This window comes from Luteolibacter sp. Populi (assembly GCF_040801775.1).
In the GTDB taxonomy this organism is placed as follows: Bacteria; Verrucomicrobiota; Verrucomicrobiia; order Verrucomicrobiales; family Akkermansiaceae; genus Haloferula.
On sequence record NZ_CP161812.1, the window covers coordinates 903,658 to 927,221 of the forward strand.

At 63.2% G+C, this 23,564-nt stretch carries 25 protein-coding genes; 13 read left to right on the top strand and 12 right to left on the bottom strand.

The annotated features are described in order from the left end of the window. Nucleotides 1–437 precede the first annotated feature (437 nt). Both ABWK72_RS03465 and ABWK72_RS03470 read right to left on the bottom strand, forming a co-directional pair. Complete coding sequence (locus ABWK72_RS03465) at nucleotides 438–2,645, bottom strand: hypothetical protein (RefSeq protein ID WP_367873391.1); 2,208 nt, start codon at nucleotides 2,643–2,645, stop codon at nucleotides 438–440. 137 nt (nucleotides 2,646–2,782) lie between these two features. Next, the gene (locus ABWK72_RS03470; RefSeq protein ID WP_367873392.1) at nucleotides 2,783–3,571 is read right to left on the bottom strand and encodes a DUF1080 domain-containing protein; all 789 of its coding nucleotides are present in this window, start codon (nucleotides 3,569–3,571) and stop codon (nucleotides 2,783–2,785) included. 107 nt (nucleotides 3,572–3,678) lie between these two features. On the opposite strand from ABWK72_RS03470, the gene ABWK72_RS03475 reads away from it, so the two are divergent. Further along, complete coding sequence (locus ABWK72_RS03475; RefSeq protein ID WP_367873393.1) at nucleotides 3,679–4,686, top strand: polyprenyl synthetase family protein; 1,008 nt, start codon at nucleotides 3,679–3,681, stop codon at nucleotides 4,684–4,686. A gap of 314 nt (nucleotides 4,687–5,000) precedes the next feature. Here the strand turns inward: ABWK72_RS03475 and ABWK72_RS03480 are convergent, their stop codons facing one another. Then, the gene (locus ABWK72_RS03480) at nucleotides 5,001–5,690 is read right to left on the bottom strand and encodes a ubiquinone/menaquinone biosynthesis methyltransferase (RefSeq protein WP_367873394.1); all 690 of its coding nucleotides are present in this window, start codon (nucleotides 5,688–5,690) and stop codon (nucleotides 5,001–5,003) included. Between the two features lie 3 nt (nucleotides 5,691–5,693). Continuing rightward, nucleotides 5,694–6,164: a GNAT family N-acetyltransferase gene (locus tag ABWK72_RS03485; RefSeq protein WP_367873395.1), complete on the bottom strand. Its 471-nt coding sequence runs from the start codon at nucleotides 6,162–6,164 to the stop codon at nucleotides 5,694–5,696. 105 nt (nucleotides 6,165–6,269) lie between these two features. Between ABWK72_RS03485 and ABWK72_RS03490 the strand changes: the two genes are divergently transcribed. The 9 genes from ABWK72_RS03490 to ABWK72_RS03530 all read left to right on the top strand — a co-directional run bounded on the left by ABWK72_RS03490 (nucleotide 6,270) and on the right by ABWK72_RS03530 (nucleotide 12,801). Further along, nucleotides 6,270–7,403, top strand: coding sequence for an ABC transporter ATP-binding protein (locus tag ABWK72_RS03490; protein WP_367873396.1), 1,134 nt, complete (start codon nucleotides 6,270–6,272; stop codon nucleotides 7,401–7,403). A gap of 45 nt (nucleotides 7,404–7,448) precedes the next feature. After that, entirely contained in the window at nucleotides 7,449–7,814 is a 366-nt protein-coding gene (locus tag ABWK72_RS03495) for a four helix bundle protein (protein WP_367873397.1), read from the top strand. Between the two features lie 218 nt (nucleotides 7,815–8,032). Next, nucleotides 8,033–8,872, top strand: a complete 840-nt coding sequence (locus ABWK72_RS03500; protein WP_367873398.1) for an ABC transporter permease — start codon at nucleotides 8,033–8,035, stop codon at nucleotides 8,870–8,872. A gap of 4 nt (nucleotides 8,873–8,876) precedes the next feature. After that, nucleotides 8,877–9,653 carry an ABC transporter permease gene (locus ABWK72_RS03505; protein ID WP_367873399.1) on the top strand — a complete coding sequence of 259 codons (777 nt, stop codon included), beginning with the start codon at nucleotides 8,877–8,879 and terminating at the stop codon, nucleotides 9,651–9,653. Between the two features lie 7 nt (nucleotides 9,654–9,660). Then, nucleotides 9,661–9,927: a DUF2164 domain-containing protein gene (locus ABWK72_RS03510; RefSeq protein WP_367873400.1), complete on the top strand. Its 267-nt coding sequence runs from the start codon at nucleotides 9,661–9,663 to the stop codon at nucleotides 9,925–9,927. Between the two features lie 222 nt (nucleotides 9,928–10,149). Continuing rightward, nucleotides 10,150–11,211 carry a PotD/PotF family extracellular solute-binding protein gene (locus ABWK72_RS03515; RefSeq protein WP_367873401.1) on the top strand — a complete coding sequence of 354 codons (1,062 nt, stop codon included), beginning with the start codon at nucleotides 10,150–10,152 and terminating at the stop codon, nucleotides 11,209–11,211. A 58-nt stretch (nucleotides 11,212–11,269) separates the two neighbouring features. After that, nucleotides 11,270–12,211, top strand: a complete 942-nt coding sequence (locus tag ABWK72_RS03520) for a hypothetical protein (RefSeq protein ID WP_367873402.1) — start codon at nucleotides 11,270–11,272, stop codon at nucleotides 12,209–12,211. Then, nucleotides 12,208–12,525 (top strand): DUF2007 domain-containing protein, encoded by a 318-nt coding sequence (locus ABWK72_RS03525; RefSeq protein ID WP_367873403.1) that lies wholly within the window; start codon nucleotides 12,208–12,210, stop codon nucleotides 12,523–12,525. The genes ABWK72_RS03520 and ABWK72_RS03525 overlap by 4 nt, the downstream gene beginning before the upstream one ends. A gap of 12 nt (nucleotides 12,526–12,537) precedes the next feature. Beyond that, on the top strand, nucleotides 12,538–12,801 hold the full coding sequence (locus tag ABWK72_RS03530; RefSeq protein ID WP_367873404.1) for a hypothetical protein: 264 nt from the start codon (nucleotides 12,538–12,540) through the stop codon (nucleotides 12,799–12,801). A 526-nt stretch (nucleotides 12,802–13,327) separates the two neighbouring features. On the opposite strand, the gene ABWK72_RS03535 is transcribed toward ABWK72_RS03530, so the two are convergent. The 5 genes from ABWK72_RS03535 to ABWK72_RS03555 all read right to left on the bottom strand — a co-directional run bounded on the left by ABWK72_RS03535 (nucleotide 13,328) and on the right by ABWK72_RS03555 (nucleotide 18,461). Continuing rightward, nucleotides 13,328–13,780, bottom strand: coding sequence for an Hsp20/alpha crystallin family protein (locus tag ABWK72_RS03535; RefSeq protein WP_367873405.1), 453 nt, complete (start codon nucleotides 13,778–13,780; stop codon nucleotides 13,328–13,330). 525 nt (nucleotides 13,781–14,305) lie between these two features. Beyond that, nucleotides 14,306–14,749: a hypothetical protein gene (locus ABWK72_RS03540; RefSeq protein ID WP_367873406.1), complete on the bottom strand. Its 444-nt coding sequence runs from the start codon at nucleotides 14,747–14,749 to the stop codon at nucleotides 14,306–14,308. A gap of 149 nt (nucleotides 14,750–14,898) precedes the next feature. Continuing rightward, nucleotides 14,899–15,330 (bottom strand): AP2 domain-containing protein, encoded by a 432-nt coding sequence (locus ABWK72_RS03545; RefSeq protein ID WP_367873407.1) that lies wholly within the window; start codon nucleotides 15,328–15,330, stop codon nucleotides 14,899–14,901. Nucleotides 15,331–15,399: 69 nt separating this feature from the next. Continuing rightward, nucleotides 15,400–16,758: a hypothetical protein gene (locus ABWK72_RS03550; protein WP_367873408.1), complete on the bottom strand. Its 1,359-nt coding sequence runs from the start codon at nucleotides 16,756–16,758 to the stop codon at nucleotides 15,400–15,402. Nucleotides 16,759–16,823: 65 nt separating this feature from the next. After that, complete coding sequence (locus ABWK72_RS03555; protein ID WP_367873409.1) at nucleotides 16,824–18,461, bottom strand: sulfatase-like hydrolase/transferase; 1,638 nt, start codon at nucleotides 18,459–18,461, stop codon at nucleotides 16,824–16,826. A gap of 19 nt (nucleotides 18,462–18,480) precedes the next feature. Here ABWK72_RS03555 and ABWK72_RS03560 point away from each other — a divergent pair, with 19 nt between their 5' ends. After that, on the top strand, nucleotides 18,481–18,978 hold the full coding sequence (locus ABWK72_RS03560) for a low molecular weight protein-tyrosine-phosphatase (RefSeq protein ID WP_367873410.1): 498 nt from the start codon (nucleotides 18,481–18,483) through the stop codon (nucleotides 18,976–18,978). On the opposite strand, the gene ABWK72_RS03565 is transcribed toward ABWK72_RS03560, so the two are convergent. The 3 genes from ABWK72_RS03565 to ABWK72_RS03575 all read right to left on the bottom strand — a co-directional run bounded on the left by ABWK72_RS03565 (nucleotide 18,975) and on the right by ABWK72_RS03575 (nucleotide 20,937). Continuing rightward, the gene (locus ABWK72_RS03565; RefSeq protein ID WP_367873411.1) at nucleotides 18,975–20,135 is read right to left on the bottom strand and encodes a cytochrome P450; all 1,161 of its coding nucleotides are present in this window, start codon (nucleotides 20,133–20,135) and stop codon (nucleotides 18,975–18,977) included. The two genes, ABWK72_RS03560 and ABWK72_RS03565, sit on opposite strands and share 4 nt — an antisense overlap. A 125-nt stretch (nucleotides 20,136–20,260) precedes the next feature. Then, nucleotides 20,261–20,680 carry a PIN domain-containing protein gene (locus tag ABWK72_RS03570; protein ID WP_367873412.1) on the bottom strand — a complete coding sequence of 140 codons (420 nt, stop codon included), beginning with the start codon at nucleotides 20,678–20,680 and terminating at the stop codon, nucleotides 20,261–20,263. 5 nt (nucleotides 20,681–20,685) lie between these two features. Further along, nucleotides 20,686–20,937, bottom strand: coding sequence for a type II toxin-antitoxin system Phd/YefM family antitoxin (locus ABWK72_RS03575; RefSeq protein WP_367873413.1), 252 nt, complete (start codon nucleotides 20,935–20,937; stop codon nucleotides 20,686–20,688). A 217-nt stretch (nucleotides 20,938–21,154) separates the two neighbouring features. Between ABWK72_RS03575 and ilvB the strand changes: the two genes are divergently transcribed. Both ilvB and ilvN read left to right on the top strand, forming a co-directional pair. Next, nucleotides 21,155–22,882, top strand: a complete 1,728-nt coding sequence (gene ilvB / locus ABWK72_RS03580) for a biosynthetic-type acetolactate synthase large subunit (protein ID WP_367873414.1) — start codon at nucleotides 21,155–21,157, stop codon at nucleotides 22,880–22,882. A gap of 119 nt (nucleotides 22,883–23,001) precedes the next feature. After that, complete coding sequence (gene ilvN, locus ABWK72_RS03585) at nucleotides 23,002–23,547, top strand: acetolactate synthase small subunit (RefSeq protein ID WP_367873415.1); 546 nt, start codon at nucleotides 23,002–23,004, stop codon at nucleotides 23,545–23,547. The last annotated feature ends 17 nt before the right edge of the window (nucleotides 23,548–23,564 follow it).

Here is a 23,564-nt window from a genome sequence, read left to right on the forward strand (position 1 = left end):
ACCCCCATGCGCTTTCGCGCCCCCGTAAGACATTATCATCGCCACGTAGACAGGCCCGGCGTGGCTTGGGACGCTTGGCTCCGCAGCACCAGAATCGTCCGCCTCCATGGCCTGAAGATGCTGCTGGCCCTGTTATTCGTAGCCGCCAGCGCAGGAGTCTGGCTGCTGCTGAAGTAAGTCGGCCCGGCCCTAACCGTCCCGGCTCCCCGTCCCAACGGGACGACTTATAACAGCCCGGCGCACAGTGCCGGGTGAGCTGCCGGTGATCACCGCGTCCTATAGGGACGCCTCATGCGCGGTAGGTGTCGGGGGCACCCGCCGTCCTCCACCGAGCCCGATGAGCAGAGAGAGCCCCATTCCCGACCATCACCGCACTCAAAAAAAGCCGGACCCCGCAAGGAGTCCGGCCTTTTAAATTTCTCACAGCAGATCCCGCCTCAGCGCACCTTGAAGTGCAGCGTGGTCCGGAGCTTGCCGCCTTCAATCCGCTCGTTGACGCTCATGCTGTCGAACTCGGCGAAGGCCGCCAGACCCTTCTGGATCCGGGGCAGGTTGGTTTTGAACTCCTCGTAGTTCGAGCCCATCATTTCCTGCCCGTCCTTCTCCAGCAAGGTCACCCAATCGGAGGTGAAGGTGCGCAGCGCGTCGAAGTCGAGTTCGAACCAGGCACCGGTCCGCTCGTCTCCCGCACTCTCGGCGGCAGCCACTAGATCGAGCGCCTGCAACTTCGAGGTGGAGGCCACGAACCACTTGTCGCTCACCGTCACGGAGGGCAGGAAGTCGTCGTTGAAGAACGGGAAGGAGAAGAACCAGGTGGCATTCCCGTTCTTTTCCGAGCTCATCGGCTTCTGCATCGGGATGTCCTGGCCGGACTCCGTACTCACGGTCTTGAGGATATTGCGCAGCGAGCCGTCCAGCTTCTTCCACGACTCCGCCAGCTTGGCGCGGTCGGTCACGCTCGTGATCATCGAGGCCCGCACGAACTTGCCCTTATCCACGAGTTCCTGCGGCACGGAAGGAATCGGTGGCACCGCGCCCTTCAAGTCGACCACGAAGGCGCTTTCCTGGCCTAGGCCGGATTCCATCGTCTGCAAGGCGTCCCAGATGCCGACGGTGTCGGTGCGGAACTTCTCGTTGAACATTCCGAAGCCCGTTTTGAATTGAACGAAGTCCTCGTCCTCGATCGGCAGGCCGGAGATCTTTTCCGCCATGTTATAGGCAGTCCGGACAATCACCTCGCCATACTCGTTCGCGCTCTTGGCGTAGGCAGGGTTCGTCACCCAGTTGCCGAACATCAGCACGCCCTCGCCGCCGCCCAGCTTGGACAGCCTGTGCTTGGCGGAGTGGTCGAAGCTGCCGCGGTTCACGCCGCCGAAAAACTCGAACTTCACGCCCTCGTCCAGCACCGCCAGTCCGCCGCCGGCGTCAGCCTTCACGAGGCTGAGCAGGGCGTCTTCCTTCTCGCCGATCAACTCCAGCAGGGTCGCCAGATCCTTGGTATCGCCGAACACGTCCGAACCGGCGAGCCCGTCGCGGATCCCGAGCGCCATGTTCTTCAGGCTGCCGCTGATCATCGCCTGGCTGACGCCCTTGTCGGCATGCACGAAGCCGACGATCTTCTTGCCCTTGTAACCGTCCACGTAGGAAATCGCCTCGTTCGCGGCCAGGGAATCCTCCACCTTGTCCACCAGCGGGCAGCCTTCCTCGCTATCGCCGAGGTAGAGCATCAGGTGATTCTCCAAGGTGCCGTAGGCAATCACGATGTTCTTCTTGGCGACTGCCGCGATCAGCTTGTCGACGTCGGCCGGAGGCAGCATCTGGTCCAGATCCTCGCGATTCTCCCCGATCTGCTTGGCCAGGAAGCTACCGAGCAGCTTGGAGCCCTTGAAGGCTACGCCGCCCTTGGTGAATTCCACCGGCTGGGCACCCTCGCCGAGCTGGCCCGCCATCATTTCCAGGCCTCCGCCGAGTTGCTCCTTCGCCGTGCCCAAGGTCTCGGCGTCCGCGGCCTTGATACCGATCAGCACGGGAGGAATCGCCAGCTTGTCGATGAGTTCCATCTCCTTCGCGATATCCTTGCCCATCGCAGCCAGCATCTCCGGGTCCATGCCGCCCATCGAGGACAGGTCACCCGTCTTCGCGCCTGCCGTGAAGGACTGGGTGAGCATGCGGAACTGGTAGTAGTTCACGCGATGTTGCAGGTTCACCAGATTCTCCAGCTGCGGGGCCGTGCCCTTGCCGGTGGCGATGAACATTTCCTGGCCGATGAACTTCCCGGCCTGCTCCAGATCCGCGGCGATTTCTTCCTCAGGATCGGTGCCGCCCTCTTCCTTGGCGGTCTCACGGATGAATTCCCAGGTCTTGAGCGAACGCAGCCGCTTGACGATTTCCTTGCCGTCATAGATCGCCAGCACGCCTTCCGTGTCCTTGGACAGGTGGCCTACGATCCCGAGCATCGCCGCGCGCTCACCCGGGGTAAGAGCCGGCACGGCAGGAGTCTGGATACCGACGGCCTCTTTCACGGCCTCTACGGCCTTCGCGGCAGGGGACGGTGCGGCTTCCTGCTTTTCCTTCTTCTCAGAACATGCGCCGAGAACGAGCGCAGACGCCGGAAGAACCGACCACCATGTACGGAACGATTTCATTACCCGCGAAGGCTACGGGAATTCACGCAACCGGCGCAATTCCAAAGCGGAACCGTTTTCACACGAGCCTAACCGTGCAAAAGGCCGCGGCATTCCTGCCGCGGCCCATGAAAAATCCGGTTGGAAGCGCCGTCCGCTTACTTCCCCTCCTCATTGATCGGCCGCACCCAGACATTCCGGAAATCGATCGGGTCGCCGTGGAATTGGAGCTGGATCGGGCCGGTCTCCGGGTGGTTGTCGGGATACTTGGCGAGCTGGCGGTATTGGGTCGGCCCGATCAGCTTGCGGGCATTCTGGACCACCACGCCATTCACCAGCACCGTGGCCACGGCGGACTCCGTGACCTTGCCACCCTCGACCTTCGGGGGGGTGAAAAGGATGTCGTAGCTCTGCCACTCCCCCTGCGGGCGGATGGCATTCACCAGCGGCGGACTCTGCCCGTAGAGCGCCCCGGCGGTGCCGTCGGCATAGGTCGGGTTTTCGTGGCTCTGGAGGATCTGCACCTCATAGAGCCCCATCAGGAAGATCCCGCTGTTGCCGCCACCCTGGCCCTTGACCGGGCGACCCGGCGGCACCCGCCACTCGATGTGGACCTGTGCCGGGCCGAATTTGTCCTTGGAAATCAAGGTCCCCTTCGCCGCAGTGAAGATTCCATCCTTCACCGGCCAAGTCGCGGGGTTGCCGTCGGTGGTCCAGGCATCCAGCGATTTCCCGTCGAAAAGCACCTTGGCATCCCCCGGCGCCTTCACGACCACGGCCCCCGCATTGTCCACCACCCGCGGCTGCGGGCGGCTGCCATCATGGACTTTCCACGGAGTACCGGGGATCTGCGGCGTCCCGGGATCGACCCCCGGGCCTTCGGCCGCTTGTGCCATACCTCCGGCTGCAAGGCAGCCAGCCATCACCGTCCATCGGATCGCGCGCATGTGTTCAGGTGCCAGAACGCCACTCTTTGTGCAATCTTTCGCTGTATCCGTGACATCGGGGTTGCGGACCCCCGGAGATTGTGAAAAATTTCACAAGCCTCCGCGCCATGAGCACTACCACCCTTCCGCAGGGCCGCAGCGAGCGGTTCCCCTTCGAGCTAGTCAGGCCCCAATTGGAACGTGTGGAAGCTTCCATCCGCGACCAGATCCGCGCCTTCGACCCGGCCGTCGAGCCCTACGTCAGCTACGTCTGCAATACCTCGGGCAAGCGCATCCGCCCCGCTCTCTCGATCCTGATCGGCGGGGCACTCGGCAGTGTCGACGAAGGCCACGTGAAGCTGGGCGTGATCCTCGAGCTGATCCACATGGCCACCTTGGTCCACGATGACATCATCGACGGCGCCACGACCCGCCGCATGGTTCCGACCGCGAACGCCAAGTGGGGTGCCGGTCTTTCCGTCCTCTTGGGCGATGCCCTTTTCTCGCACGCCCTGGCCCTCGCCACCGAATTTAACGACATCGGCATCTGCCGCAAGGTCGGCCTCGCCTCGCGGGAAGTCTGCGAGGGCGAGATGATCCAGACCCAGCGCCGCTTCGACCTGACCCTGACCAAGGCCGACTACTTCCGCATCATCGAGATGAAGACCGGCGCGCTCTTCGCAGCCGCCACCGGCATCGCCGCCGCCATTTCCGGAGCGGATGCCGCGACCGAGGCCAAGCTCTTCGACTACGGCCTCAAGCTCGGCACCGTTTACCAGATCTACGACGACTGCCTCGACCTCGTCGGCAGCGAGGAAACCGTCGGCAAGACCCTCCGCACCGATCTCGAAAAGGGCAAGCTGACCCTGCCGATCCTCAACCTGCTGGAAAACTCCAGCGAGGCCCAGCGCTCGAAGCTCAACAAGCGCATCATCGAGCAACAGGCCCTCGACCTGCCCGTCCTCGTCGGCATCGCCGAATACGAAGGGGCCATCGAATCCGCCGTCGATACCGGCCTCGCCATGCTCGGCACCTGCCGCAACCACCTCACCGGTCTCCCCGGCGGGGACTACGTGGAGGCCCTCGAGCAGATCACCCGGTTCCTCGGGGCCCTGCTGGAGAAGTGCCGGCGCTGATTGACGAAACCGCCCGTTTCTGCTATTCCTTGGAAGTCCCGACGGGCTCTTTCGCCCCTCCGGTCCGGCGGCCCTTTCTTGCGGCCCCCGGGTGGTTCCAAGCTCCGGCACCATTGCAACAGCACGGACGGATTACACTCCGCCTTTAAAAGATGGACCGGGCGGTCAATACGGTCCTGGGCGATGCCCCCTCATTCCTCACGCTGCTTCTTTGAAAGCCGCATGGGGGTAAGGGGGCTTATGGATCGGAGAAGGCATCGGATTCAGGAAGAATCTCCTTGGGCGCCCCGGAACGATCGCCAAACCAAGCCTAGTCACCCCGCCTCCGCCGTATAGATAGACGCCACCCCGCAGCAAAGCGGCTCCGCGGCCGCACCCTTGAAGCCCTGTGCTTCGATCAGGCTGCACATCGTCTTACCCATCGGGAACTCCTCGATCGAGCCGCCGAGGTATTCGTAGGCGTCCTTCTGACCGGTGAGGAGGCCTGCCAGCTTCGGCAGGACATTGTGAAGGTACCAGCGGTAGGGCTTCTTCAGCACGCCCTGCGGCAGCGAGAAATCGAGCACCAACAGGTGCCCGCCCGGCTTCAGCACGCGGCGCATCTCGTGGATGGCCCCGGCGTAGTTCACCATGTTCCGCAGGCCGAAGGCGACCGTCACCACATCGAACTCCCCGTCCTTGAAGGGCAGCGCCATCGCGTCCGCCACCAGGGTCCGGGACAGCCCGCGGCGCGAGGCGTGGGCCAGCATCTCCGCGCAGAAGTCGCTGCCGGTCACCTCCGCGTCCGGGCACCGGCGCTGGATCTCCAGCGCCAGGTCACCGGTGCCGGTGGCGACATCGAGCACCCGCGAATGCCCCCACGCCTTCACGATCCGCGCGACCTTCCGGCGCCACAGGATGTCCGTGCCGAGGCTCAGCACGTGGTTCGTCGTCACGTAGCGGTCCGCGATCCGCGCGAAGGCATCCCGCACGTACGACGGATCTTGGATGGTTCCGGCTCCCATGGTTTAAGGTAGGATATCGCCGTAGATCCCGGGATCGCTGCCGGGGATCTCGATGGCCCCGCAGGCTTTCTCATAGAATTCCCGCGGGCCGACGCCGCCGATGAAGGCGTAGGCGTAGCCGATCTCCCGCAGCGCTTCGAGCGACTTGAAAAGCAGCGCCTTGCCGATGCCCGTGCCGCGCGCCAATTCCGCCACGCCGGTGGGGCCGAAGAAGGCGCGCATCGTGGTATCGTGGCAGCTGAAGCCGAGGATCGCCTTGTCCTTGGTGGCGATGAAGCAGGCCACCGGCTGGCGGCTGAGGGCCACGCCGATCTCGCTGACCCACTTCGCGGAGAAGTGCGTGCGCGCGAATTCCTCCACCGTGTGCTTCTCAAAGGCCCGCGCCCGCCGCAGCACGATCCCCTGCTCTTCCACCTTCCGGTAGATTTCCCCGCTCTCCGGCAGGTCGTAGAGCCGCACCAGCATGTCGATCATCGCGCTCTCCCTAACGCATGCGCCCCGGCGGGCAAATGGAAAAGCCCGCGCCGGGCCGTTTGACGTGGACAAGCTCCGTGGCTTGCCCGTTGGTAGATGGCGGAAATGGCTTCTTATTTGCGCTTCGAGAACGTCACCCGGCGCTACGGCTCCTTCACCGCCGTCAACAAAGTCACGCTGGACATCGAGAAGGGCGAGACCTTCTCCCTGCTAGGCCCCTCCGGCTGCGGGAAAACCACCCTGCTGCGGATGGCGGCCGGCTTCGACAAGCCCGACGAAGGCCGCGTCCTGCTGGATGGCAAGGACATCACACCCCTGCCCCCCGAGCAGCGACCGGTCAACACGGTCTTCCAGAGCTACGCGCTCTTCCCCCATCTCTCGGTCCGCGACAACATCGCCTTCGGCCCGAAGATCGCGAAGTGGACACCCGGGATGATCCAGCGCGGCGTGGATGAAATGCTCGAGCTCGTGGACCTCAAGGCCCATGCCGACAAGAAGCCCTCGCAGATCTCCGGCGGCCAGAAGCAGCGCGTCGCCCTGGCCCGCGCGCTGGTCAACAAGCCGAAGGTCCTGCTGCTCGATGAACCGCTCGCCGCGCTCGACCTGAAGCTCCGCCAGCGCCTGCTGGTCGAGCTGGATGCCATCCATGACGAGGTCGGCATCACCTTCATTTACGTCACCCACGACCAGGGCGAGGCCATGTCGATCTCGGACCGCATCGCCGTCATGAACAAGGGCGTGATCGAGCAAACCGGCCCGCCGGTGCAGATCTACGAAGCGCCCCGTAGTTCCTTCGTCGCCGCCTTCATCGGGGATACGAACTTCCTGGACGGCAAGATTACCGAATGCCTCGACAGCCGCTTCTCGCGCTGCGAGGTGAAAGGATTTGGCAGCATCGTGATCGACAACGACAAGCCGGTGAGCTTGGGCGACCGCGTCCACCTATCGCTCCGGCCGGAGAAGCTCATCGTCACCCGCGAGCAGCCTGAGATCAAGGAGGTGGACAATGCCGTCACGGGCAAAGTGGAGGACGTGATCTACTACGGCTCGCACACCCGCTATTGGGTGCGCTGCGGGGAATGGCGGCTCTGTGCCGAGATGCAGCACCGCCGGTATCAGCTCGATGAGACGCCGATGAAGTGGGGCGACACGGTTTGGCTGAAGTGGCACGCGAATGACGGGTTTCTTCTCGAACAATACCGCGAGGAGGATGAAGGGATGCTGACTCTACCGGAGTGAACAAAGGCAAATCACTAATCACTAATCTTCTAATCATAAATCAGAGTGTCTGAAAGAGAGGAAAGGTTTGACCTTGAGGAGCGGACGTATCGGTTTGCTCTTGGTGTGAGGAAGCTGGTCAAGGCGCACACTTGGAGCCCTGAACAGCGCACGGATGTCGTGCAGGTGCTGCGGTCCTCCGGGTCGGTTGCTGCCAATTATGCTGAGGCGAACAATCCTGTTTCTTCAGCGGACTTCTCCCATCGTTTGAAGATCGCGAAGAAGGAGGCCGGAGAGTCGCGGCTCTGGCTGCGCCTTCTTGGGGACACCTCGGAGGATGATCGCAAGGCGATGCTTCGGGATCTTTATCGCGAAGCAGATGCGCTGGTGAGGATCTTTGCGGCCATCCTTCATAAACTCGGTAATCGGTGAGGAAAGGCAGAATCACTAATCACTAATCTTCTAATCATAAATCGAAGTGTTTTGTAGAATGAGAAAGCTAGCGCCAGAAGACCGGACCCGCCAATTGTCCGACCGAATTTGCGCAAGCGCCCGCCCCTCGCTTGCGCCCCTTTCTTCCACACAGACTGATTTATGATTAGAAGATTAGTGATTAGTGATTTGCCTTTCTGCTTCGGTGATCTCTTACCATGAATCTCCCCAAAAAGCCCGAACTCCTCTCCACCGCCCCCAGCCTCCTCTGGTTGGTGATGTTCGTGCTTGTCCCAGTCTTCACGATCTTCGCCATCGCCTTCCGTCCGGCGCTTCCTGCGGGCGGTATTGGAGAGGGTTGGAGCATGGATGCGGTGCGCGCTCTGGGGGATCCGAGTTACCCGGCGCTTTTCATGCGCACGATTCTGATCGGCGCCATGACGACCCTGGCTTGCCTCGCTGCGGGGCTGCCGGCGGCCTATGCGATGGCGCGGCTTACTCCGGCTTGGCGCTCGCGGATGCTGCTGCTCGTGATCGTGCCCTTCTGGACAAATTTCGTGATCCGTGTCTTCGCCTGGCAGCAGATCCTCCACGCCGAGGGCTACCTCGCGCAGCTTTTCCGCTCGCTCCATATCATCGGTGAAAACGACCGCCTGTTAGGCAATACGGCGGCGGTGGTGCTGGTCAGCTTCTACACCTACCTGCCCTTCGCGATCCTGCCGCTTTTCGCGGCGGCGGAGAAGTTCGACTTCGGCCTGCTGGATGCCGCCCGGGATCTCGGTGCGAAGTCGCTCAAGGCCTTCTTCTCGGTCTTCGTGCCCGGCATCAAGCAGGGCATCATCACCGCCCTCCTGGTCGTCTTCATCCCGATGCTCGGGGCCTACGTCGTGCCGGACATGGTCGGCGGCACCGGCACGCAGATGCTCGGCAACAAGATCGCCCAGCGCAATTTCACCGACCGCAACCTGCCCGAAGCCGCCGCACTTTCCGGAGCCTTGGCCCTGCTGGTGCTCGCCCCGATGTTCCTGCGCCGCAGGGAAAAGACCGCCGCCGCCTGAAGCCATGCGCCCGAGCAAAATCCCCCTCGTCACCCTGATCCTCGTGCTGGTGTTCTTCTACCTGCCGATCGGATTCCTCGTGGTGAATTCCTTCAACAGGGCCCGCTACGCCTCAAAGTGGGACGGCTTCAGCACGCGGTGGTACGAGCGGCTCTGGGAACGCACCGACATCGTGGCCGCGCTGGGGAATTCGGTGAAGATCGCGACTGCCGCGAGCATCCTCTCGATGATCCTCGGCACCGCAGCGGCCTTCGCCCTGCACCGCTACAAGTCCCGCTTTCAAGAGGCCCACCGCCTGCTCGTCACCGTGCCGCTGGTGCTGCCGGACATCCTGATGGGGATGAGCCTGCTGCTGCTCTTCGTGTCCTTCGGGATGCAACTCAGCCTGATCACGATCACCGTGGCGCACGTGACCTTTTGCCTGAGCTACGTCGCGCTGGTGGTGCAGGCGCGCCTGCAGGATTTCGATTTCAATGCGGTCGAGGCCGCGCGCGATCTGGGTGCGACCAAGATCCAGGCTTTCCTCAAGGTCACCCTGCCGCTGCTCGCGCCCGGCATCCTGGCCGGAGGGCTGCTGGCCTTCACGCTCTCGATCGATGATTACGTGATCACCTACTTCGTGAAGGGCCCCGGTTCCGACACGCTGCCGACCCTGGTCTATTCCATGATCAAGAAGAGCAAGGACCTGCCGGTGATCAACGCCCTGTCCTCGCTGATGCTGGTCGTCACCTTCGCCGTCGTCGCCGTTTCCCAACGCCTCACCCGACCCACTGCCGTTTAATCAAGTCATGCCCCTGAAACTCCAAGGCGAACCCCGCAAGAAGGCCGTCCAATCGATCGTGCACTATTTCAGCAAGGAACTGGAGCAGGAGATCGGCGAATTGCAGGCGGGTTTCGTGCTCGACTATTTCCTCAGCGAGCTGGCTCCGATCGCCTACAACCAGGGCGTGGCGGATGCCCGGCGCTTCTTCGAAGAGAAAATGGAAGATCTGTCCGGGACCTGTTTCGAACACGAGCTGACTTTCTGGGATCGCCCATCGAAAGGCGGGAAATAGAAAGAGATTGAACCGCGAATGGACGCGAATGGACGCGAATAAAGTCAGAGCAAGGCAAGTGGTCGGGATGAACGGCATCGTTCTCCCGGAGGTCCGCCCTCCGGGTCTTCCTTATTCGCGTCCATTCGCGGTTGAAAAATCCAAGTCTGCCAGCCCTGAAGAAAGGCCAGTTTCCCATTCCCAAAGCTTCCCGATCCATTCATCAATTCCAATCTGACCATCATGAACCGCCGTCATTTCATCACCGCATCGTCCGCCGTGCTCGCTGCCGGCTCCCTGCCCGCCTGCAAGTCCAAGGAACCGGGCGCCGGCAGCGGCGGGAAGAAGACCCTGACCGTCTTCACCTGGGCCGATTACCTGAGCACGGAGGCCAAGCAATCCTTCGAGAAAGCCAACAGCTGCACGGTCCTGGTCGACACCTTCGATTCGAACGAGTCGATGCTGGCCAAGCTCGAATCCGGGGCAAGCGGTTACGACATTCTGATGCCCTCTTCCTACGCGGTGCAGGCACTGAAGCGGAAGGGCATGATCCAGGCACTCGATCACTCGAAGATCCCGAACCTCAAGAACATGGACGCGAAGTATCTGGCGATCGCGCCGGATGCCAAGATGGAGGTCTCCGTGCCCTACCTGATGGCCCCGACCTGCCTCTGCTACCTCGCTTCCAAGGTGCCCAACGCGACCGAGTCCTGGGCCATGCTCGACCGTGCCGAGCTCAAGGGCCGGGTGACCTTGCTCGACGACATGCGCGAGGTCCTGGGGGCCGCGCTGAAGCTGCTCGGCCACTCGCTCAACTCGACCGATCCCGCCCAGATCGCCGCCGCGCGCGACGTGGCGATCGGCTGGAAGAAGAACATCGCGAAGTTCGAGAGCGAGCAGTACAAGACCGGCATCGCGTCCGGAGAGTTCTTCCTCGTCCAAGGTTACGCCAGCGACCTGATCCAGGCCAGCAGCGAGAACCAGGACATGCGGATCTTCGTTCCGAAAGAGGGCACAGCCTTCTCCTGCGATGACATGTGCATCCCGAAGACCGCGAAGAACGCCGAGCTGGCCCACGCCTTCATCAACCACCTCACCGAGCCCGAAGTGGCCGCCAGGAACATGGAGGAGATCGGCTCCCGGTCCCCGAATTCCGCCGCCTACCCGCACCTCAGCGAGGACTTCCGCGGCAGTCCCCTGCTGTTCCCGCCCGACGCCCTGTTCGCGAAGTGCGAACCGATCGGCGATCTCGGCGACAAGCTGCCATTGTGGTCGGACGAATGGGACAAGGTGAAGAACGCTTGAACGTAAGAACCGCGTGCCTTCCTTCCTCCGCCGAATTCCCGGGCTTCTGCTGGTTTGCATGGTCCCCTCGGTCACTGCGGCCGAATGGCTGAAGCCGGCAACCGCCAAGGATCCGCCGGTGTGGGGCCTGAAGGACGGACTTCGCTTCGCACTCCACCCCGCCGGAGTCGGCCCTGGCGGCGGCGACGGCGGTCCGCGCGGCCTGATCCGCCTCGGCTACCCGAACCTTCCGGACGGGAGCCACGACCTGATCAACTTCATCGCCGTCGAGCCCGTGGTGGGCGGCAAGAAGGGTTTCAGCGAACTGGAGAAGAGCGCCTCCGATGGCCGCAACGGGAAGATCTTCACGGTCGTTCCGGACGGTGCCGTCATCACCACACTCTCGCCGGGGGTCGAAGAGTTGAGCGTCGGGGTCAGTGTCGAGAAATTCGACAACGGGGCCCATGTCCGCCTGCGTCTGTCGCAGCGCAGCGATCTTCCCGGCGAGCTGAGCTTGAGCGTCACGGCGGAGCCCGGCAGCGCGCCGATCGAATCGTGCGTGCTGACCGCGACCATGGGCAACAAGGCCCGCACGCGGTTGCTCTACCTCGCCGACGGGCCCGTCTCCAGCCTCGCGCTGTATCCGGATCATCGCAGCCCGGACTTCGCCCCTCATCGCAGCTACGGCATCGAGCGGCTGCCGAAGACTCCTGGCGGCGATGTGCTCGTGGCGATCACGACCGACGAGGACCAGCCCGAGAAAATCGACACCCACCCCAAGCCTTCCTTCTGGGATTTCAAGGGGGCGAAGCTCACGCAGTATTGGCGGAAGCGGGCCCAAGAGGCGGGCCCGGAGCTGACCTGCGTCGTCAACGGCCGGTTCACCTACTGGATGAGCCAGCATCCGATTCCCGGCGGCGTGGCGTTCGAGAACTTCGAGTTGCGGGAGCCTTTCAAGTCCGGACAATCGGTGGTATACGGGATCACGCGGAAACCCGCGCCGCTCCTTCTCCAACCATGAAACTCGTCTTCGACCACATCGACTTCACTATCGTCGGCCATTTGCAGGGTTTGATGGAAGCGGAGGGCATCAAGACGGAGATCCGCAATCTCGGCGGATCATCCGCGGCGGGCGAGTTGCCCTTCACACAAGTCTATCCGGAAATCTGGGTGCTCAACAACGGGGACGAGGCGCGGGCGAAGGCGATCGTGAAGGATTACCGCAGCGCCGCCGATGCCGAGAGGCCGGGTCCGGATTGGACCTGCCCGGTGTGCAAGGAGCTCGTGGAAGGGGTCTTTTCGGAATGCTGGAACTGCGGGGCTCCGGCACCCTAACCGATCATCGCCATGGAAGAATCCTCCCGCTGCTGTCCGGCATGCAAAAGCGTCGCCTTCACGCGCGACGACACCCTGCGCGAACGTCCCGGCATTCTCGGCTTCCTTCTTTTCGGCTGGGTCAGCCTGATCTTCTCCCACGCGTTCCGGAAGCAGGACGTGAAATGCTCCGCTTGCGAGCACCGCTTCCAAGTCCGCTCGACCGGTTCGATCCTGTGCCTGGTGATCCTGGTGATCTTGCTCGTCGGCATCGTTGTCGGACTGCTTGGCCAGTGAAGTGCCGGAAGACATAAGGCTCTCCGTCAGGTTTGCTGATGCCCCTTCGGGGAAGCTCCCGATGCGGATCGATGCCCCCCTTTGCGGCGCAGCCGCTTTGGAGCACCTGAACCGCGCTGAAGGGGTGTGGAGCATGGAGTAACTCGAAAAAGAGGTTTTACTGAAAACCAAAGGGTTATAATTCTTGTTACTCGGGAGTGCGGCGGGTATCGCCGCTTTCCTGCGATGCGTGCCTGAGAACGCCGTCACGAATCCATCCCTTCGTTTCCCCTTTTGGAATTCCGCCTACCGTTCCGTCAGGGGGCGGCGCAGAGGCGAATTCAATACGGCGATCTCCATTCCAGACCGCACGAAAGCGGCGATACCCGCCGCACTCCAAAGCGGCTGCGCCGCCCTCGTGGGCAGACGTATCGTGATCCATCAGCAAATCTGGCGGAGAGCCAAACATAAACCCGCCGCCCCCGTCTTGCGACGGCAGCGGCGGGCCCATGAATCCCTCCAACAACGATCCCTGGAAATCAATCAATCAGTCGATCTTCACGTCGATCTGGCGCGGCTTGGCCTTTTCCTGCTTGCCGAGGTGGACGCTTAGCACGCCGTCCTTGAAGTCGGCCTCGACCTTCTCAGGGTCGGCATTTTCAGGCAGGTTGAAGCTGCGCAGGAAGCTGCCGTAGGAGCGCTCGACGCGGTGGTACTTCGCGCCGTTCTCTTCCTTCTCGAACTTCCGTTCGCCGCTGATGGTGAGGCGGCCGTTTTCGACGACGACGCTGACCTTGTCCTTCTGCACTTCCGGCAGCTCGGCCTTGATCAGGTATTCCTTCTCGTCCTCCATGACGTCCACCACCGGCACCCATTCGGCGAGGGCCGTGGCCGGTTCGCGCTTCCCTTCACAGCTGGCGGCCGGGCGTTGGAAGGCGTTCAGGACGCGGTTGAAGTCCTGGATGTCGCGGAGGGGGTTCCAGTGAGTCAGTAATTTCATAGCTAGTTCGGTTTGGTTTGTTTGAGTCGAGACGGCTGTTTCAGAGTTATTCGGGAAGCGATGCGGGCCGTCTCATCGCCGCGGTGATTCCGTGTTACAGGGAGCTGTATCGCAGGGCGGGTGCCATGGGTAAAATAGGCATAAATCACTGGTGTTCAGGTGCAGTTTAGAAAGAGGAGTGAGTATCCACGTGACAGTGTGGCTCTATGGAGAGACACTGCGTCGCTCCTCTGGTGACAGGTTGTCAGAGCTGTTACCCTTGTCTCCGTGATGCGGCGCGGACGGCTCTACCGCCGGGAGCGCGGAGCCACCGGCCCGCAGAAGCAACCCGGGATGCCGCGGCGGTCAGGCCGCGGGCGGATATGGATAGCGCCGTCGCTTTGCTGCCCTCCTTTCCGTGCCGGCTCACCGAGGGACCACCCTGCGGGCCGGAGGCTCCGCGCTCCCAGCGGTAGAGCCGTCCTTGAGGCGGTGCCCGGCGGTCCCAGTGGGGTCGCACCTTGTTCGACCCGCCACCACCTTCGCTCAATACCCGTGCCTGCGCACCAGCTCGGAGAGCTGCTTCTGGAACTCCGCAATATCTTCTTTTTTCATCTCGTAGCCCGGAGTGTCGGGATCGAGGCCGGGGCGTCCGCTTTGATCCAGCATCCAGATGCCGGTCTCACCATCGGAGAAGACGACCTTCCCCGAGATCAGGGCGCCGGGCAGCGAGATGTTATCGACGGTCACGCTCACGGTGCCGGGAGGAACCGGGTTATCGAGCAAGGGGTCTTGCTTCTTCTCATCCTTCACCGGCTCAATGAGCTCGATGCCCAGATCCAGCACGAGGAAACGGGCATCCATGTAGGTGATGCCGATCTCGAATTCGTCTTTCAGGCGCTTCTGCAGATCGGCGATCGACGCGCCCTCGGCAGCCCAGAGACGGAGGGCGGACTTCTGGTCATCGGTGAGCTTGCTGGCGCTGAACATGCCGGGACTGTCGCGGAGCGGTCCGCTGACTTCCAAGCTTCAAATCCGGGAATATGGGGGGCGTCGGGGTGAGTGGCGTCATTTCCCGTCCTTCGTCCGCCTGAGGCGGGACTACTTACCCTTGATGGCGGGTCGAGCTCTTTAGGCACTCACAAGCCCGCTCCGATCTTCCGGGCCTCCACGGCCAGACGGAAGGCGGCCTTCTCCCCGTAGCGCTTCACGGAGAACTTCACGCAGCGGCGGGCCCCGGGCGCGGGGCACCAGGTGGCCTGCCAGAACCAGTAGCTGGCACCGTTCGCAGAGATCACGCAGACCTTCGAGACGCCGACCACGCCGGAGGAATTCCGCGGCGATCGGCGGCAGATCCGGGTGAGATTCTCCTCCGCGGTGATCCGGGCGATCACGGCATCCCGCCAGCCGCGGGCGGCCTCATAGGCCTCGGTGATGCCGCCATGAACCCCGTCGGCAAAGAATTTGCCGTACTTCACGCCGCGCCGCTGGAGCCGCACTTGCCAGCCGTGGGTTCCGGCACGGGGCAAGTCGATCCGCGCGATGGCATAGGTATCCGGGGCACTCCACATGAAAAAAGCCGCAGGGGACGGTTCGCGTCCCTTGCGGCCTTGTCAAATGGTCTGGAACTAACGGATGGCTCAGTTGCCGCCGCGCCGGCGATTCCCACCCCAGCCGCGGCCTTCGATCAGGCGCTGCTTGGTCTCTTCATTCAGGCTGGTGGAGCTTTGCACGTAAGCGGTTGCCGCGGCGCGGTCCTGCTCCATCCAGCGCATCACGGACATGCCGATGCTGCGGTTGCGGTTACCTTCGTCGGAGATCGATTCGGCGAGTTGGAGCGAGGTTTGCGGGTCGCCGTTGCGGTTCGACCAGATGTAGGTCGAGGTCGCTTCGTCGCGAAGCTCGCCCTGCGGCTGGCTTTGGATGAAGGCGAGAGCACCGGCGCTGTCGCTGCCGGTCCAGGTCGCGATGACCGGGCGGATGGCGTCGTCGATGTCTTCGGATTGCTGCTGGGCGACCCAGAGGGCGGCCTTCGAGGGATCCTTGCGGGCCCAGGCTTCGGCGATGTTGCCGACGGCCTCGTCGCGCTGTTCACCGGCGGCCATGTTCGCCACCTTGAGGGAGGCGGCGGCGGGATCGGTATTCGCATAGCTCTCCAGCGCGGAAGCCATGGCGCGGTCGCGGGCATCGGCCGGAAGGGTGCCGATCCATGCTTCCGCCGCGGCGAAATCGGTGGTGCCCCACTTGCCGGCGATCTCGCTGTAGGCGCGGGGCTGGTCTTCCGCATCGAGCGTTGCCGCGATGCCTGCGGCCTTGGTCGGATCGGTGGCAGCCATCTGGCCGATCACGGAATTGAGCGCGGCCCCCTTGTCGCGGCCGGTCAGGCCCTTGGCCCAGGTCAGCGCGGCCTCGGGATCGAGCTTGGCCCACTCCGCGGCGATCACGCCGGCACCATCGCCGCCGCCGAAGCCGCCGCCACCGGGACCGCCCATGCCGCGGAATTCATTCGGGTTTTCGCTGAAATACTTCGCGGCATTCTCGGGATCGCTGCTGGCCCAGCTCTGGAGGATGGTCGGGCGAGCAAAGGCACCGCCGAAGCCGATCGTATTGGAATAGGCGAGCGCGCCCTGCGGATCGACTTCACCCCAGCGGCCGAAGAGAAGGAAGGAAGCCATCATGCGCTCGGCACCGGACAGGCTTGCGAGCTTCTCGGCCTCGGACTTGAGCTGATCGGCACCCATGCCGGCGTAGAGGTCCATCAGAGCCTCCATGCGCGACAGTTGGCTCGGCTTGCTGAGAGCGTCCCTGACGTCCCGCGGGCCCTTGACGTTTTCCGAGGCGGCGGTGGAAGTGGTGCGGGTGGTCTTGCCGCTGCTCAAGGCCTCGGCCTTGGCTTCGATGGCTTTGTTGTCCTCGGAGACGCCTGCCTTGCCGGCGAGGTAGCCTCCGGCGGCTCCTGCAAGCAGGGCCGCGATTCCGATGGTGGCGGTGTTTTTCATGACGTGGCGGGAATGATCTCCGGAGGCAGTGAACCCTTTCTTGCAACAAAAGTTGCGCCGGATTTTCACTTCTGGAGCTTCGGCTTCAGCTCGGTTTTCGGGGCCTTGCGGGGGCCCTTGTACTCGATGCTGGCGAAGAAGGCCCCGGCGATCCGCTCGTTGAGCAATTGCCCGTCGAACCAGATTTCCAGTTCGATCGGCCCGGCCTCCAGGTCCATCGGCACGCGGAAGCCGCTGGCACCTTCCCGGATTTCCAGCCGCAGTTCCTCCTGCCCGGCGCGGAGATGGGCGATGCCCTTGCGCAGGATCGACAGGGCGCGCCGCTCCTCTGGCGAGGCCTCGGGCGGAAGCAGGCTGAAGAGGATCTCGTAGTTCCCCTCCCGCGCCGCCTCCAGCCGCCAATGGCCCGAGGTGGAGGGCAGTTCATTGCGGGTCTTGGCCACTTGGGCGTCCTGCAGGAACTTGCGGATGAAATCCTGGGAGATCACCGCGCCGGCTCCCTCGGCCCCGTTCTCGCGGGAGGGCCACCAGTCGTAGCCGGTGAGCTTGACCATGGGTGCCTGCTCCGCGCCGATCACGTAGCGGACCGGCTCGCGCAGCGCGGGCAGCACGGAATCCCACCAGCGGCCGTACTCGGTCAGGAGTCGCTGCATTTCCTGCGGGTGCTCGCTGAAGACATTCTTCCCGGGCTCATCGCTCGCCAAATCGGTGAGTTCCAGACCGCTGAGGCGCCAGCGCCCGTCCTGAACCGCGAAGTCCCTGCCGCGGAAGCGCCCTGCGGCCTCATCGCTGCGCCAGTTTCCAAGCTGGGTGAAGACCATGCGATCCGCGGGGACCTTGGCCTTGCCCTGGAGCACTTCGGAAAGATCGATGCCATCGCCGGTCCAGCCCGCGGGCTTCGTGACCTCGCAGAGGTGGGTCAGGGTCGGCAGCAGATCAAGAGGGGAAGTCAGGCCGGCGACCTTCTTGCCGCCCGGGATCTTCCCCGGCCAGCGGATCGTGCAGGATTGGCGGGTTTCCGCCTCTTGGAAAGCGGGGGTGACAGCCGGTTTGCTTAGCACGACCACGATGGTGTCCCCGGGCAGTTTCGCGAGCAGCGCGGGCCAAGCGCCGGAGTATTCCCCGGTGGCGAGGTAGAGGAGGAATGGTTCCTTTGCGGTGATGCGCTCGTCGAGCCAGCGTCCGGCTTCCGCGATAAAGGCCTCGGCGGCGCTGCCGGTCGTCTTTTCCCAGCCGGACTTGTGGCGCAGGCCCGCGAGGCTGCCGGGGCCATTCCCCCAGTAGTCCGGCGTGCAGCCGATCAGGCCGCCGCCGTGGCTCACCAAGTCATCGAAGCCGCGGTCCTCCGGGCGGCAGGGATAGGCCTCGCCGAGGCCCCAGGAACCGATGAACGCGGTGCGATAGCCCGCCGCGCGGAATATTTCCGGCATGGTGGGGATGCCGGGCCGCATGCGGCTGCGACCGGTGCTGCGGTCGCCGAGCCCGCAGCGGAATTCGTGCTGGCCGGTGAGCAGCGCGGCGCGGGTGGCCTCGGGCAGCGGGCTGACGTGGAAGTTCTCCAGCAGGGTCGCCTCCGCGGGGAGCTTTCCCTTCTGCCAAGCGGCTGGCGTGTCGCCGCTTTCCACGATCACGACATTCGGGGCCGCCAGGGCGGATCCCAGCAGCAGCTTTGCGATTGCCGCCAGCACGGAAAAACGGAGCATCGCCCTGCTTCTCCATCCGATGTCCGCCAATCGCAAGCCGTTCCGTGTCCTGTTTGTCTGCATGGGCAACATCTGTCGTTCGCCGGCGGCCGAAATTGTCTGTAAAAAGATGCTCGGGGAGAGCGATTTGGCGGATTCGGTCGAGCTGGATTCCGCCGGAACGATCGGCTACCACACGGGAAACGGGCCGGATCCGCGGATGGCGGCGACGCTGAAGGCGCGGGGCTACCCGGTCTTCGGGCGGGCGCGGCAGATCACCGCGGGCGATCTCGACGACTTCAATTTGATCCTGGTGGCCGATGAGGAGAATCTTGCGGATGTGCGGCGCCTTGATCGCGACGGGAGTCGTAGCGCGAAGATCCGTTTGCTGGTGGAATATTGCGAGACACATGATGCCCCGCGTGTGCCGGATCCTTATTATGGGGGACAGCGGGGGTTCGAGGAGGTGGCGGATCTGATGGAGGACGCGTGCGGGGGGCTGCTGAGGAATTTGGAAAGAGGTGTGCGCGAGAGCTAGCCGTGGGGCCTCGCTGTCATCCTCACCACCAATTCCCCGAAACCCGTCCAACGCTGGTAAGCGGATTCTCTTTCTACGTGCGGCACCGCGGAGAGGACTTCGAGCTGCCCCACCCTTCCGGCGAGCTGTTCTAACAGGACCCTTACCAGCAGGCGGGCATGCGCCGCGCCAAGGCAGATGTGGGTGCCGAAGCCGAAGGAGAGATGGGGATTCGGTTTGCGGTCGAGGCGGACCTCGTGCGGCTTCTCGAAGACGGTCTCGTCATGATTCGCGGAGGCCCAGCATAGGGAGACCCGGTCGCCCGGCTTCACTTCCAGCCCGTGGAGATCCGTGCCCGCGGGGCAGACGCGCCCGATGTGGGTGAGTGGCATGAAGACGCGGAAGAATTCCTCGCTGGCGTGGATAACCCGCTTCGAGTCCCCGCGGAGGTAGGACAGGGCGTCCGGGTGCCCGGCGAGGTAGGCGATGACCGATGAGACGGTGTGGATCACGGTATCGCGCCCGCCGGCGAAGGTCAGGTTGGCGAAGCCCGCCATCTCGTCGCGGGTCAGGCGACGGCCTTGGTATTCGGCCCGGGTGAGGGCGCTGAAGAAGTCCTCATCCGGTGCGGCTTCGGCGCGGTTGAGTTGCGCATGGATGTAGCGCTCCAGCGCGGCACCCTTCACCTCGCCATCGCTGCCGTCCTTGAAGACGTGGACGCCCCAGCCGATCCAGGTATCGGCCTCGGACTCGGGGACGTTCAGAAGATAGGTCAGCGCCCGCGATTGCAGGGGCAGCGCGAAGTCCCGGACGATCTCGGTCGATCCACGGGCCAGAGCGTCTTCTAACAGCTCCTTCACCAGCCGCTCGACGCGGCCGACGAATTCCGGATCCTTCGGCCGTTTGAAGAAGGGTTCCACGATCTCGCGGTATTCGCTGTGCTGCGGCGGGTCGGTCTCGATCGGCAACTGCCGCACCGTCCGCATGTCTTCCTCGGAAGGGATCGGGACGCGGAACGGTGCGTCGGAACTGAAGGTCTGCCAATCCTTCGCCGCGGCGCGGACCTCGGCGTGGCGCAGAAGCATCGGCACCACCTCGCCTTGGAATTCGCAGCCGAGCACGCCGGAGCGGCTGCGGGGTTCTTCGAATGGATCCCTGGTTTCGGAAGGGGCTGTCATGCAGGTTCAATCTACCTACGACCGACCGCGCCGGCAGGACAGCTTTCTTATCGCCGACAGATGGCCGGATCGTCACGTGGCAATGTCGCCGGGTTGCGAACTCCGGGCTGCGATTTGTTCGGGCGCTAGAGACCCGGGGAAAGGACTTCGTAGCCCAGTTCTTTTGCCGCAGTTGCCTGTCGGAGATCGTGGGTCATCAGGCGGGTGATTCCGAACTCGGCCATCGCCGCGAGGTGGATGCGGTCGAGGGAGCGGCACTGGATCTTAGCGCTCTCGTGCTGGCCAAGTGCAGTAGAGAAGACTGTGCCTGAAAGGGAGCGGCTGATGTAAGGTGACATTTGCAACATTCGCGAGAGTCTTTCGCCTGCTTGCTGCATCGACTTGGGTCGAAGGCTTCCCCCCAGCATCAGGCCACGCAACTGCACGCTGAACTCCAATTGGGTGAGAGCTGAAGCAACGATCGACTCTTCCTTCTGGAGCGCCTCAACGAGCGCCAGAGTATGATCGTCCAATATTACCAGCTTCAGCAAGCTGCTGGTATCCATGTAGATCATAGGAGCTTCCGTTCGTCGCGGTCCGCCTGGAGCGCCTTCAGGGTATCGATTCCACTGTGCTCGCCCCAAGTTTCAGTGAGCCAGCGATGGTTCTCCTCCGGGTCGAATCGCGGCCGGGTGTCCGGCTCGGGTTCGATGGGCAGCAAGCGGGCCACCGGTTTGCCATCGCGGGTAATGATGATCACGGACTCCGTTTCCAAAGCCTTCTCGGCCTCGGGCCAGTGCTGGCGGACGTCACGCACCGTCATCGTTTTCACAGCGGGAAGATTAACATGTTTCACAGACGGGTCAAGCCGGTCGACTTTCATGGAGCGCCAGATGATGAAGGGCCGATTTCACCCCGGAAACGGCGATTTTCAGGAGAGGGCATTCCATGATTTCGCAATTTCGCCCGAAATACCCTCATTTTCGCATTGCCCGTTGCGCGAAAACACCCCACTTTGCCCGTCCCAACCCGATTTTGGTATGAGCAAGGAGAAACTCGACGGTGCCCAAGCGCTAATCAAAACACTCGATGACCTCGGTATCGAGTACATTTTCGGCTACTCCGGTGGAGCGGCCATCCCAATCTTCGACGCGCTCGAGACGGTCAAGACGAAGATGAAGTTCATTCTCGTCCGCCACGAGCAAGGCGCGGTGCACATGGCCGATGGCTATGCCCGGGCGACCGGCAGGCCGGCCGCAGTGCTGGTGACCTCCGGCCCGGGGGCCGGCAACACGGTGACCGGCCTGATGACCGCGATGATGGACTCGGTGCCGATGATCGTGATCTCCGGCCAGACGGTGACCTGGATGCTGGGCAAGGACGCCTTCCAGGAGGCCGACATCTTCGGCATCACGATGCCGGTGGTGAAGCACAACTACCTGGTGAAGGACGCCAACTCGCTGCCGCGGATCGCCCGCGAAGCCTACCACATCGCCACCACCGGCCGCCCCGGCCCGGTGCTGATCGACATCCCGAAGGACATTTCCCAAGGCCCCTTCAACGGGCCGATGAACCCGCCCTTCAACCTGCCCGGCTACGATCCGAGCGGTGCCTTCAAGATCGACCGCGATCTGGTGAAGGAAGCCGCGGCCATGATGATGAAGGCCAAACGGCCCGTGATCCTGGCTGGCCAAGGCGCGATGATCGCCCGCGCGGACAAGGAACTGCGCTACCTGGCCGAAACACTCGGTGCACCGGTGACTTCCACCCTGCTCGGCAAGGGCGTGTTCCCGGAGACCCATGCGCTCTCGCTGGGCATGCTCGGCATGCACGGTACGGCCTACGCCAACAAGGCGATGTGCGAGTGCGACCTGCTGATCAATATCGGCTCCCGCTTCGACGACCGGATCATCGGCAATCCGGCCAAGTTCTGCAAGGACGCCAAGATCATCCACATCGACATCGATCCTGCCGAGGGCGACAAGATGATCCGGCCGGACGTGATGATCGTGGGCGATGCCAAGGCCGCGCTGGCGGAGATCAACGAGAAGATCGGCCCGCTTGAGACCGGCGATTGGCTGGCCAAGCTCGACGGCTACAAGAAGAAGTTCCCGCTCACTTACAAGAAGCAGGGCGGCCTGCGGATGCAGCAGGTGATCGACGAGCTCTACGAACTCACCGAAGGCAAGGCGATCGTCTCCACCGACGTGGGCCAGCATCAGATGTGGGCCGCGCAGTTCTATAAGAACAGCGAGTCCTTCCACTGGCTCTCCTCCGGCGGTGCCGGCACCATGGGCTTCGGCTTCCCGGCGGCGATCGGCGCGCAGCTCGCGCACCCGAAGAAGACGGTGATCTCGATCTCCGGCGACGGCGGCTTCCAGATGACCCTGTTCGAACTGGCCACCGCCGCCATCCACAAGCTTCCGGTGAAGATCGTGGTGCTGAACAACCACTACCTCGGCATGGTGCGGCAGTGGCAGGAACTCTTCTTCGACAACCGCGAGAGCGGTGTGGACCTGATCGGCAACCCGGATTTCTGCAAGCTGGCCGCCGCCTACGGCATCCCCAGCGTGTATATCAAGCGTCCGGCCGACGTGACCAAGCAGCTTGAGAAGGCGCTGGCCTACAACGAGGGCCCGATCCTGATCCACGCCGAGTGTGTGAAGACCGACAACGTCTTCCCCATGATCCCGGCCGGTGCAGCCCTCGAAGACATGATCACCGAGGCCCCTAAGACCAAGATGGCCAAGCCGGTGGGTTCCACGTGAAAATCAGAGTTTGCGAGGTTTCAGTGTTCAGTTTTCAGGGAACAGCCCTGGGGACGCGGCACGGCTCCTCGCTCCGGCTGTTTCCTGAAAACTGAAAACTTCCCACTAGCAAACTTTTCGTGAATCAAACCATCGTCACCACCGAAGCTCCCGGCAGCGGCATGATTCCCCGCCGCGGGGCAATGCACACGCTCTCCATCCTCGTGAACAACGAGCCGGGCGTCCTGATGCGCATCTGCCAGGTCTTCTCGCGCCGCGGCTTCAATATCGACTCGCTGGTGGTCTCCGAGGGCCGCAACGCGAATTTCTCGCGGATGACCATCGGCATCAGCGGCGACCCGCAGGGGCTGGACCAGATCATCAAGCAGGTCTCCAAGCTGATCGATGTGATCCACTGCTTCGAGCACACCTCGGCGGACTCGGTCACCAAGGAGATGATCCTGATCAAGATCAAGTGCTCCCCTGCCGACCGTTCGCAAGCGCTCCAGATCACCGAACACTTCGGCGGCAAGACCGTGGACCTGACGCCCGGCTCGATGATCGTCATGATCACCGGCGACAGCCCGAAGGTGGACGCGGCGGTGGGGATGTTCTCCCTCTTCGAAATCATCGAGACCGTGCGCACCGGCAAGGTCGTGATGGCTCGCGGCGAGCAGGCGACCTGAGCGCGAATTGATCCCAA